The sequence below is a fragment of the Paenibacillus crassostreae genome (assembly GCF_001857945.1).
Taxonomy (GTDB): domain Bacteria; phylum Bacillota; class Bacilli; order Paenibacillales; family Paenibacillaceae; genus Paenibacillus_AQ; species Paenibacillus_AQ crassostreae.
In genome coordinates, this window is record NZ_CP017770.1 from 3,456,821 (window position 1) to 3,469,580 (window position 12,760).

At 39.0% G+C, this 12,760-nt stretch carries 10 protein-coding genes; 9 read left to right on the forward strand and 1 reads right to left on the reverse strand.

The annotated features are described in order from the left end of the window. Positions 1–4: 4 nt before the first annotated feature. Positions 5–2,719 carry an aconitate hydratase AcnA gene (acnA, locus tag LPB68_RS15955; protein WP_068659053.1) on the reverse strand — a complete coding sequence of 905 codons (2,715 nt, stop codon included), beginning with the start codon at positions 2,717–2,719 and terminating at the stop codon, positions 5–7. A 329-nt stretch (positions 2,720–3,048) separates the two neighbouring features. Here acnA and LPB68_RS15960 point away from each other — a divergent pair, with 329 nt between their 5' ends. From LPB68_RS15960 to LPB68_RS16000, 9 genes are all read left to right on the forward strand, one after another. Then, positions 3,049–4,053 (forward strand): amidase domain-containing protein, encoded by a 1,005-nt coding sequence (locus LPB68_RS15960; protein WP_068659055.1) that lies wholly within the window; start codon positions 3,049–3,051, stop codon positions 4,051–4,053. An 85-nt stretch (positions 4,054–4,138) separates the two neighbouring features. Continuing rightward, positions 4,139–5,230, forward strand: coding sequence for a D-alanine--D-alanine ligase (locus tag LPB68_RS15965; protein WP_068659056.1), 1,092 nt, complete (start codon positions 4,139–4,141; stop codon positions 5,228–5,230). A gap of 43 nt (positions 5,231–5,273) precedes the next feature. Next, complete coding sequence (locus LPB68_RS15970) at positions 5,274–5,594, forward strand: hypothetical protein (RefSeq protein ID WP_068659057.1); 321 nt, start codon at positions 5,274–5,276, stop codon at positions 5,592–5,594. Beyond that, positions 5,591–6,592: a UV DNA damage repair endonuclease UvsE gene (gene uvsE / locus LPB68_RS15975; protein WP_068659058.1), complete on the forward strand. Its 1,002-nt coding sequence runs from the start codon at positions 5,591–5,593 to the stop codon at positions 6,590–6,592. Before LPB68_RS15970 ends, uvsE begins: the two co-directional genes overlap by 4 nt. 112 nt (positions 6,593–6,704) lie before the next feature. Then, positions 6,705–7,574: an inositol monophosphatase family protein gene (locus LPB68_RS15980; RefSeq protein ID WP_068659059.1), complete on the forward strand. Its 870-nt coding sequence runs from the start codon at positions 6,705–6,707 to the stop codon at positions 7,572–7,574. Positions 7,575–7,615: 41 nt separating this feature from the next. Continuing rightward, positions 7,616–7,864, forward strand: coding sequence for a hypothetical protein (locus tag LPB68_RS15985; protein WP_068659060.1), 249 nt, complete (start codon positions 7,616–7,618; stop codon positions 7,862–7,864). 132 nt (positions 7,865–7,996) lie between these two features. Further along, positions 7,997–9,256, forward strand: coding sequence for an SGNH/GDSL hydrolase family protein (locus LPB68_RS15990; RefSeq protein WP_068659062.1), 1,260 nt, complete (start codon positions 7,997–7,999; stop codon positions 9,254–9,256). A gap of 175 nt (positions 9,257–9,431) precedes the next feature. Next, positions 9,432–11,150 carry a sensor histidine kinase gene (locus LPB68_RS15995; RefSeq protein WP_237087895.1) on the forward strand — a complete coding sequence of 573 codons (1,719 nt, stop codon included), beginning with the start codon at positions 9,432–9,434 and terminating at the stop codon, positions 11,148–11,150. Next, positions 11,143–12,696, forward strand: a complete 1,554-nt coding sequence (locus LPB68_RS16000; RefSeq protein WP_068659064.1) for a response regulator transcription factor — start codon at positions 11,143–11,145, stop codon at positions 12,694–12,696. The genes LPB68_RS15995 and LPB68_RS16000 overlap by 8 nt, the downstream gene beginning before the upstream one ends. The last annotated feature ends 64 nt before the right edge of the window (positions 12,697–12,760 follow it).

Consider the following 12,760-nt stretch of genomic DNA (forward strand, 5'->3'; position numbering starts at 1 on the left):
GACTCTAACTACTCTTAATCATTTGACGTAATACAGTTTGCAGAATCCCACCATTGTGATAGTAATCTACATCTACCATACTATCTAATCTAGCAATAGCCGTGAAATTGAACTGTGTACCATCTTCACGAGTAACAGTGACAGTGAGCTCCTGACCAGGCTTAATATCATTATTAACACCTATAATATCGAAGGATTCACGTCCGTTTAATCCAAGGCTCTTCCAGCCGGTTCCATCTTGGAATTGTAAAGGAAGAACGCCCATACCGACAAGGTTACTACGGTGTATACGTTCATAACTCTCAGCAATGACAGCTTTAACACCTAGCAAAGTAGTACCCTTAGCAGCCCAGTCACGTGAGCTACCTGTACCATATTCTTTACCTGCAATAACGATTAGATTCTGCTTGTGGTCCTGATAATCCATTGATGCATCGTAGATGGACATGACCTCTTCCGTTAAGAGATTAGTTGTTACACCACCCTCTGTACCAGGAGCAACTTGGTTACGAATACGAATATTTGCGAATGTTCCTCTCATCATAACTTCATGGTTACCACGACGGGAACCATATGAGTTGAAGTCCTTACGTTCTACACCATGTTCCTTCAAGTAGAGACCCGCTGGACTAGAAGGGGAGATATTCCCTGCTGGTGAGATATGATCCGTTGTAACGGAATCACTCAATAGTGCTAGAACACGGGCTGAACGGATATCTTTAAGATCTGTTAGTTCTGCCTCAAGGTTCTCGAAGAAAGGTGGGTTCTGAATATAAGTAGAATTATCATCCCATTCGTATAATTCACCTTCCGGTATTTCAATTGCGTTCCAACGCTCATTGGCCGTAAATACATTCTCATATTTACTACGGAACATCTCAGGAGTAACAGACGTAGCGATAGCTTCCTTAATTTCCTCAGAAGTAGGCCAGATATCTCTCAGGTAGACAGGTTCATTGTTCTGATCATAACCTAATGGGTCATTGTCTAGATCAATATTGACTGTACCCGCAAGTGCGTATGCAACAACCAATGGAGGTGATGCAAGATAATTAGCTTTAACTTGAGCATGTATACGACCTTCAAAGTTGCGGTTACCTGAGAGAACAGCAGCTACAGTTAAATCATTATCAGCAATTGCTTGGTTTACTTCATCTGGAAGTGGGCCTGAATTACCGATACAGGTTGCGCAACCGTATCCGGCTAAATAGAATCCAAGAGCTTCAAGAGATTCTAATAATCCAGCTTTCTTTAAATACTCGGTAACCACTAATGAACCTGGTGTTAAGCTACTCTTCACATAACCTGGTTTTTTGAGACCACGTTCAACAGCTTTCTTGGCCAGAAGTCCAGCACCTAACATAACACTAGGATTTGAAGTATTCGTACAACTAGTGATTGCAGCGATAACCACGGCTCCAGTACCAAGTTTGCTAACGGTACCATCGGTATGTTGAATACTTACGGTTTGATCGATCTTGCTGTCGCTAAGACCATAACCACCTTTGTCTAATGGTGTGCGAATAATATCGTTGAAGGAATCCTTCATATTACTTAATTCAATACGATCTTGAGGTCGCTTAGGTCCAGCTAAACTAGGAACTACAGAAGCTAAATCTAATTCGATGACATCAGTGAACTCTGGATCAACGGTATATTCGGTACGGAACATATCTTGAGCTTTGTAATATGCTTCCACGAGTGCAACCTGTTCATCAGAACGACCAGTATTTCTCAAATACGATAGTGTCTCATTATCGACAGGGAAATATCCGATTGTTGCTCCATATTCAGGAGCCATGTTAGCGATTGTTGCTCGATCGGCTAGGCTAAGGTTAAGTAGCCCAGGTCCAAAGAATTCAACGAATTTCCCAACAACGCCTTTTGTACGTAAAATCTGAGTCACAGTAAGTGCTAAGTCAGTTGCAGTCGCACCTTCATTTAGACTTCCTGTAAGCTTGAATCCAACAACTTCAGGCATGATGAAATAAAGAGGTTGTCCGAGCATTCCAGCTTCCGCTTCAATTCCACCTACACCCCAGCCTACAACACCTAAACCATTAATCATGGTTGTATGGGAATCCGTTCCTACAAGTGAATCTGGGTACACAACCGTCTCTCCATCAATGACTTTAGTTGCTGCTACGGAAGCGAGATATTCAAGGTTAACTTGATGTACGATTCCAGTTGCTGGTGGAACAGCACGGAAGTTATCGAAAGCTGTTTGAGCCCAACGTAGGAATCGATAGCGTTCCTCATTACGTTCGAATTCCATATCCATATTAATTGCTAGTGAATCGGGTGCTCCGAAAGCATCGACCATTACGGAATGGTCAATTACGAGGTCTACGGGTACAAGTGGATTAATCTTCTTAGGGTCACCGCCAGCTTTTTTAACGGTATCTCTCATTGCAGCTAGATCTACTACGACAGGAACACCTGTGAAATCCTGAAGTACGATTCTTGCAGGAATAAACGGTATTTCTTTATTCTCGTCACGGCCATTATTCCAATCTGCAAGTTGTTTAACATGTTCTTCTGTAATGGCTCTTCCATCAAATTGACGAATTGCAGCTTCAAGTAGCACTTTAATAGAAAAAGGAAGTGTAGAAACGCTACCGATTCCTTGCTTCTCTAAAGATTGCAAACTGTAGTAACGATAGTTCTTGCCATTGACAACTAATTGCTGTGCGGTAGAAAAGTGATCTTTCCCGGGCATAAATGTTCCTCCTTAAATTTTTAAATTTTCATTTTGATATTCGTCGTAAGAAGTTAGAACTGAAAGTACTCCCTTAATAGTGTAACTCTTAAATATTGTTTCATCAGGTGAAACGGTATTTCAAAAAAATCATTTATTTAAGTATACCGTTTACAATGAAGCTAGTAAAGGGATTTTTACTTCCATATCAAGATATAAATGATGAATATACATTGAGAAAACTAGTAATAATATCTGCTTCATAAGATTAAATGGATAGAGTGTCAAGCACGTTCATATATTGATATTAATTAACCGCATATTAGTTGGAAAAGGGAGGAATTAATCATATGGAACAACCATGGAAACAGTTATTATTTACTTATGTTAATCAATATAACCAATGCCAGATTGATTACCGAGCGGAATCACAGCAACAAGTGGTAACCGATATGTCGTTTGTAATGGAAAGATCTAAGCGAATGAAAAGGTTATCGGACTGGTATGAGATGCGGGAATCCATACCACTACGAAGTGAAACACGAGCAAAATTGATACAAATGATTCGAGAATCAGATCAAGATGTGATACTGGATATTCAGCTTCACTCCAAGCTTTATTATTCTAAGGGAGGAATGACTCATCGAGAAGATATGATACAACGTGAACGTTTAAATTTTATTCGTGATGGATTCCAATGGGTTATCGTATCGATCGAACAGCTAACCGTTGAACGTCACCCTAATCTTGAGAATTTATCACTACCTAATGAAGGAACGGGATCATTTGGTGAAGGATCTGGACCCTATTTAAATGCGCATGTATGGGGTAGTGGATCTAACCGTCGCCCTGTGAAGTATTCACGGGAAGAGGCTGTAGCTTATGCAGATCTGTGGTGGGATTCTGAGAACCCAGAATTTATAACCTTTACGGTAAACTGTACTAATTATATCTCGCAGTGCCTCTTTGCAGGGGGGGCTCCAATCCACTATACTGGTAACAGAGCAACAGGTTGGTGGTACAAAGGATACGTAAGCAATAAAGAGTGGTGGAGTTATAGTTGGGCTGTATCTAATAGCTTGGAGTATTTATTGAGTACTAGTACCAAGGGCCTTAGAGCTGAAGTTGTCGATCGGGCAGAACAATTAATGCTTGGAGATGTAATCATCTATGATTGGGATGGTGATGGGAACTATCAGCATAGCACCATCGTAACGGCATTTGACGCTGGAGGAATGCCATTGGTTAATGCAAATACCGTGAGTAGTCGACATCGTTATTGGGATTATAAAGACTCTTATGCTTGGCAAGAGAATACTAAATATCAGTTCTTGCATATTCCAGATATCTTTTAACTTGGGGATTGCATTAGAGAAATTTATAATGAATGATACATGGAAAAATGGAATGACATAACATTAGGTTAGAAAGAGGTTAAGTATGAATAAATCTAGAGTAGGTCTTGTATACGGTGGTAAATCAGGAGAACATGAGGTATCATTGCAAACTGCTTTCGCGGTAATGAACGCCTTTGATTACAATAAATATGACATTATTCCTTTCTACATTACGAAAAAGGGAGAATGGTTAAAAGGGGAAGTACGACAATCTCCTTTTGAGAAGATAGAAGATCTAAAACTAATGAATCATTCGGAAGGATCACAAGCTGCATTAGCTGTTTTATTCAGTCGGTTAAATGACGGAGAATCTTCTGCAACACTGGATCTTATGTTTCCTCTTCTGCATGGAACTTTTGGCGAAGATGGTACCATTCAAGGGTTATTCGAAATGGCTAACATGCCTTATGTGGGTGCAGGAGTATTAGCTTCAGCTGCTGGGATGGATAAGGTAGTTATGAAGAAGTTATTTGCTGAAGCTGGGTTACCGCAAGTTGGCTATCGTTATTTCACACGTAGTCAATGGATGCACGACAGTTACGAAATTATTGTAGGTGTGGAAGATCATTTGGGGTATCCGTGTTTTGTTAAGCCAGCCAATCTAGGTTCCAGTGTAGGAATCTCTAAAGCTAAAGACCGCGATGAACTTGAGCGGGCGATTAACTTTGCCTTGCGTTATGATATTAAGGTCATAGTCGAAGAATTCGTTGATGCAAGGGAAATAGAGGTTAGTGTACTTGGGAATGATGAACCTATGGCTTCAGTTCCTGGTGAAATCGTATCATCAAGCGAGTATTATGACTATGCTGCTAAATATACCGATGGTCAATCACAAATGCTGATCCCTGCACCACTTGATCCAGAATTGGCTGATAGGATTAGGGATGCGGCAATAGTTGCATTTCAAGCGCTTGAAGGAAGTGGAATTAGTCGGGCAGATTTCTTCGTACGTAAATCGGATCAGAGTATCCTTATTAATGAAGTGAACACGATGCCTGGTTTTACACCTTATAGTATGTACCCTCTATTATGGCGGGAGACAGGATTGGATTATGCGACACTACTCGATCGTATGATTGAATTGGCATTGGAACGTTACGCTAGCAAACAAGCATTAGATTATAATAACGATTAATAGATATGTTCTTCTAATCTTGAATAGGAAAGAGGAATCGATTATGGGCTTTCAAACAGAATTTAATTCAGTATGTAAATTTAAGAACGAACAAGAGATTTATGAACTTATGGAGTATGGCCGTGGAAAAATGGTGAAGAAGGGTTTTCGTGTTTTTCCAACAGGACAAAAAGTCATTGCTTATACGCCTGACAACCTTGCAATTGCTATTGTTAAGATTGTTGGATACATTGCCGAGATTAACTTTCAGGGAGAAGAAGTAACGGAAGTAGAGATGGAATTGGTTCGTAAACTAAATGATGAGGAGTCGCGCATCCAGACCGATCTAGCATACGAGATGTTCTTTGGTGATCAAGAGGAATGATTGTTCGGTTCGGATATGTTGCGATGTCCATGGTTGTGCAGGATACATCTCCTTCCAAAACGATGACGATGACCAGTTTTAATAAGTTAGCTGATCGGGAGGGAGCGCTTCTGAAGTTGGAACGTATTGCACGCACGAATCTGCATAATACGTTGCGGCTTCTGAAACATAATGTAGCACACGACATAAAGGTATATCGCTTTTCTTCCAAACTAATCCCACTAGCAACACATGGAGATCTGGAAGATTGGAGCCCTATGCCTGTGTTACAGGATTCATTTGCTGAGGTAGGTGAATTTGTTAAGAAACATGAGATGAGAGTGTCCTTTCATCCAGATCATTTCACGGTATTAAGCACACCGCGTCCAGTGGTTCTAATTAATTCTGTACGTGATCTGAAACATCATGTGACTATGTTGAATGCAATGGGACTTGATGCAACCGCTAAGAACAATATTCATATAGGTGGAGCTTATGGGGACAAGCCATCTGCCGCTGCTCGATTTGAAGAACATTTCGAACATTTAAGCCGGGATATCCAGGAGAGATTAACGCTTGAGAATGATGATAAGACATTCAACGCTATCGAGACTTTGAGAGTATGTCAAAATGTTAAACTACCGATGGTATTGGATATTCATCATCAATGGGTGAACAATGAGGGTGAACTACCATGGGAGCTATGGCCATATATACGCGAAACATGGCAGAGTGAACTGGCGCAAGCTGACGCACAAGTTAATAAACCTTTGGTACCTAAAATTCATGTGTCCAGTCCTAGGAGTGTAAGGGATATCCGAAGTCATGCAGATGGTGTAGAGGTTGGACCGTTGTTAGATTTTCTAAGAAGAATTGCAAAGGATACACCGTATTTAGACGTTATGATTGAAGCTAAAAGTAAAGATACAGCGTTGTTTGGGCTGATGCAGGATTTGGGTCAGTTTGTTACAGAAGGGGTAACCGTTAAAGATAAGGCGAGTATTGAGATCCAACCATAGCCATACAGTGAACTATAGTATGAACACCACTTGAATTTAGAGGTAAAATAAGGTACTTTTAAAGTGATTATGTAAAAAGAGTTCCGAACTGCTAGATTTAAACAGAAAGTAGATGAGTGCTTTGAACCAAAAGGATAAAGTTCCTTATGTTGTGACAAGCAAGAGCTTTACCGCAGTTGCAATTAATGCAGCAGCGAAGGCGGGCGAATGGATCAAGAGTAGATTAGGTACGGTGAAAGAATTAAATACAAAATATTCATCACATGATTTAGTGACAGAAGTAGATAAAGGTGCAGAGCAGATGATACGCAAGCTCATTCTCACACATTTCCCTGATCATGAAATTCTCGGAGAAGAGGCTGTTGAGCCAGGACCAGATGCTTCGGTACGTGCTTTAAAGGAATCTCTAGATGCAGAATACTTATGGATCGTTGATCCTGTAGATGGTACCACTAATTATGTACACGGATTTCCATTCTTTGCTGTCTCTATTGCACTTGCCTACAAGGGTGAAGTCATTGTAGGTGTAATTTATGATATATCAAGAGATGAACTGTTTGTAGCTGAGAAGGGTAAAGGCGCTTATGTTCATGGAAAACCAACCCTAGTCTCGCAGGAATGTACGATTGGAACAAGCTTATTAGCAACGGGTTTTCCGCCTGATCAAAACTTTGCTTTTCCAATAAATATGTTGGGTCTACAACATGTAGCACCAAAGTCTCGTAGTATTCGTGCGGGTGGATCAGCTGCCTTGCATATGGCCTATGTAGCCGCAGGAAGACTTAGTGGATATTGGGAAATCGGTCTGAATTCATGGGATTTAGCTGCTGGAGTTCTTCTGGTGAAGGAATCTGGGGGGGAAGTTACGGATACATTGGGACGCCCTTATGATCTAAGTGTTAGACATATAGTGGCAAGTAACGGTCAAATTCATCATGAATTGATTGAAGCATTGGAAGAAGCAGGAGCTACAGGGTTTTAGAACATATGGTTCTATACAATCGTGAAGGGGGTTCTTTCCTTATGAATGAAAAGGATGATCTGGAACGGCAAATAAGTGAGCTACTGATCGATGGTGAGATGATGAATCAAGAGGATTTACAGGAACAGGGACGAAGAATGATTCCACCTAAATATGAAATTCGTATTCAGACTACATTAGATCCTATTGTAGAAGAGACTCGTAAATACCGAGAAATCGCAGAAGAAATAGATGATAGGTATGATAGTTATTTAGAAAAAGCAGATCGTAACAATACTAAGATGAACTAAGAATAAAGATTTTGGAGAAATCCCTTCAAATTTAAGGGGTTTCTCCTTTTTTTTTATTAGTAGGTAATGGTAAAATAGTTGTATTAAGGTTTGAGTTATTATGTCAGAATGACAAAAAAGGGAGTTGATGAGTTGGTACAATTATGGAAAAAGAAGATTTCAGTTGTGAACTTAGCTGTTTTGCTATCTACAACTTTAGGAATGTTTAGTGGATTGACTTCTGTACAAGCGCAGGCAATAGAGCCAGATCCTTATCGCATTGTTGCACTAGGGGATTCTCTTACGGTGGGATATGAGCCTGAGATGGATCTGACTAGTACACCATATGGATTTGTGGATCGTTTACATGAACAAGGATTATTCCATAGTAGAACAGAGACTATTAATTATGGGATCTTAGGTTTGAAAGGTACAGGATTGGAACATTTTCTAGATGCAGCCCAAAAGGGGGTAGCTATTTCTGCAGAGGATATTCAACCTGGACTTGTAGACCCTAGAGCAGGGGAAATTGGAGCATCTGCTATTCAATTGAAAGCTGACATCCAATCAGCAGATCTCATTACAATTACTATAGGAGGTAATGATTTAGGAATCATTATTAGTGAAGCTGATAATTTGGTTGACGCAGAACTTAACTTAAAAGTAGAGCAATTATTAACTTCTTATAAGACTACAATGACAGCAATCATCGAAAACTTGCATGAAATGAATAAGGATGCACTTATTGTTGTTGCTGATCAATATCAGCCTATTCCTGAAATTGCTAATCGAGCAATGTATCCTAAATTAATTAATGCTGCAAATTCATTTACAGGTGTCGTAGAGCAGTTAGTTACTGATTTTCAAAGTCAAAGTGTGAATATCAAAATTGCTCATGTAGCTGAAGAGTTTGTGGGTGGGGAGAGTACGATGACTCATATTATCGGAGATCGGGATATACATCCTAATCAACTTGGATATGGGGTTATGGCTGAAGTATTTGCAGAAGTCGTCTGGGGTGAATACTTGAAACCAAGTATCAATGATAAAGCTGAACCTATGACAATTGTGGTGAAAGGAAAGGAACTGAAGACCCCTTATCAACCAGTGTTACGTAAAAATCAGAATTTCGTTGCGATCAAGGATATCGTAGATGCTATTGGAGCAACATCTGTTTGGGATAGTAAATCTTCCAGTGCTACAATTACCTATGGAGATCGAACAGTAGTTATTAAGATCGGTTCATCTACAGTCACTGTGAATGGAGAATCGATAGCTGTAACTTCACCAGCTTTTTTACACAAGGTGGGAACTGAAGGGAAAACTTATGTTCCGTTAGCCGTAATTGCTACAGGTCTAGGGTTCGATGTGCAGTATATTGCTTCATTAAGAACCGCCTTCATTAATCAATAATAGAAATTGTTCATAATATTTAGTTAATAGTCGCCTCTATGTATGGGCGGCTATTTATTGTATGGTATTGTAGAGTTATTATAAGAAATGAACTTTGTAGTATAGAAGGGCGGGAGCAACCATTCTTATACGAAAATATAAAAGCGCTTTCAAAAATGTTGGAATTCATTATCAGGTGATTGGTCTCATTTCTCTGTTAATGCTAGTTAGTTTTGCTATTTATATAACAGTTCTGAAAAATGTATTCAGCATTTATGATGAACAAATCTATAAGAAATCATCTCAAGTGTTAACGATGTCCTCTATCGGAATTGAGAGTCAGCTAAAAGAAATGGAAGAGTTATCTTTTAAAGTTGTATCAGATGAGCAAATTCAAAGTTACTTATCGCAACTACAGGATGATAGTTCTGCCTATGAAAAATTGGTATTACATAAAAAGATAACAGATCGAATCATTGCCTTTGCAGGATCGGAGAAATATGTGTATTCGATGATGGTGATAGATCAGGAGAGAAATGTCATGGTAGCGGGCAACCGTGAGGGAATTCCAGAAACACTTCAGAATGACCTTGTTGCACTTGCCGAAGAATATGATGGATCTAATGCATGGATGTTGGGTGGAAGAGGGTTCTCTTTACTTAGCGTTCGAGAAATCAAATCATTCACGAACGCTACGTTCACTTTGGAGAATCTAGGCACACTTGTCTTTCGGGTTCGTATCGATCGAATTGTTGACGATCAAGTGCAAGATGCAGGAAATGAAGGTCAATTAATTATTACGGACGGTAAGGATATTCTCTATCCCCAGGAGCCATTACTAACCGAATCTGAAATGTTGATTGAGATGAATAATGACAAACTCTATAGTATAGATTCTTATGAGCATGGTAGGTATTTCGCAGCGAAATTTCGATCTTCGTATACGGATTGGACCTATTTTCATATAACTCCTTTTCATCAAATGTTTGAACGAATTACGTTCATCAAAAGTTTTGTCACGATCGTCTTTATATTTATTTTTGTACTGGCCATTCTGTTTGGAACGAGGTTAGCGTTAAGTATCACACGGCCGATTGATCGACTTATCAAAAAAATGCGTGATATAGAGGAAGGTGATCTCGATAAATTAGAAGAGTTGGCTTTAGGGACGGTACCTTCTTCTCCGCAATCTGAGGTTGGACTACTTTATCGCACATTCAAAATGATGATTCAACGCATTCGTGAGTTAATTAACGAGAATTACACGAAACAACTACTTATTAGAGAAACCGAACTAAAGGCACTTCAGGCTCAAATCAACCCTCATTTCCTCTACAATACGCTTGAATCCATTAATTGGTTAGCTAAAACGAACAAACAAGATCAGATTTCAAAAATGGTAGAATCTCTAGGATTTCTATTACGTAGTTCAATCAATTTTGACAATCAATTAATTACGCTTGGCAGCGAAATAGATATAGTCATGAGTTATGTAACGATACAAAAGGTTAGATTTGAAGAACGCTTAGAATTCACGATAGACATAGAATCATATTTAGAGAACGCCCTTATTCCAAAACTAACTTTACAGCCACTGGTGGAGAATGCTATTCATTATGCTCTAGAGCCTAATATTGAACCATGTCAGATTGTAATTATAGTAAGGGAAAATCAAGGGGTCATTACTATCTTTGTGCAGGATAATGGACCGGGAATGGACCCAGAGTTTCTTAAACAGTTATCAGAAGGAAAAGTGCAGACATTAGGAAAGGGGATTGGTCTAAGTAATATTGAAGAGCGAATAAAATTGACCTATGGGAGCGAGTGGGGGCTCCATATCGAGAGTGAACCTAACATCAAGACGTCCGTCCAAGTTAGAATTCCCTATATCAAAGGAGGCGAGCTAGATGTATAAAGTGATGTTAGTGGATGATGAACGTATGATTCTCGATGGCATATCACAGGTGGTGGATTGGAGAAGTTCCGGAACTGAACTAATAGCTACTGCTAGAAACGGGATAGAAGCTTACGAGAAGATCATTTCTAACAAGCCAGATATTGTAATCAGTGATATTTGTATGCCTGGACTTGATGGATTGGGTCTTGTAGAGAAAACATGGTTGAGCTACCCAAGTGTAAAATTTATTATGTTGTCTGGACACAAGGACTTCGATTATGCCAGACGTGCCATGCAATATGGGGTGAAGCACTATTTATTAAAACCATGTAACGAGTCGCAAATTCTTAAAGCAATTCAGGAGTTACTAAAGGAACGGGAAGAGCAACAAGAACGTGATAAATTTATGGATCGCATCAAGCATGGACTCCAAAAAGTGTTGCCTCATGTTAAGGAGCAATTTCTTAAAGAATTTATTACGAATAAAACATATGGTACAACGGATGTAGAGTATTACGAGGATTTGTTTGAACTCTCGTTAATTAGCCAATCAGTAAGGATGGTATTAATTCAACTTGATGAGATTCGTGAATATGAGTACTTATTTGCTTTGAAAAATATAGCGGAGGATATTCTTCCAAGTGTTCTACTTAGTACAACGATTGAAGGTCGGTTATTAATTCTTCTACCAGAATCCGATCATGTCGAAACACTTATTCAAGATATTGAAATGGTACGGTCAACATTTTATAAATTCTATAAGCTAGATATCACAATTGCTCTAAGTGAAGCAGATCGTATGGTTAATGCCCGTAAATTGTATCGTGAGATGCTTCAATGTATGAATCATCGTTTTTATATTGGTGAAGGTAGTTTAATTATGATGCATGATTTAGCACTCCATGAACGTGATGGTGCGTTAGATTTAAATTATATATTGGATGAAGAGAAGTTTTGTTTACTCATCAAATCTGGAAATATTGATGAGGTAGGACAAGATATTGAGCGGTTATTTACGCATTTAGATGAGATGAGATTGGAAATTGCTATGACTCGTTCATACGTACTCCAACTTTATGCTGCAATGATACGTATCTGTCCATCAGGGGAGATTAACTCCTTTACGAAGGGGATGACAATGCTGGCAGAAATGGAGACGCTGGCTGGATTGAAGATATTTGTAATCGAAGCAGCGAATCAATTAACTAAGGGATATTATAAGAATAATATTCATCGACAGTCATCAACGGTAGATAAAATGATTTCCATTATCGTGAATAATTATAAGAATGATCAATTGTCTTTAAATGGTGTGGCTAATCAAATTTTATATATGAACCCAGATTATTTAGGTAAGATATTTAAAAAAGTAACCGGCAATAGTTTCTCAAATTATGTGAATCAGTATCGAATCCAGCGCGCCTGTGAATATATTCGCAGCGGTGATAATGTGAGGGTATTCGAACTTGCAGATCAGTTTGGATTCTCAGGCAACTCGCAATATTTCAGTCAGGTATTCAAGAAATATATAGGGATGACTCCAACGGAATTTATTAAATCATGAAAACTCTGTTTTTTTAACCAATAGCTCTGATTTGTGTATTCAACTTCTAGTATCAATTTGGGAA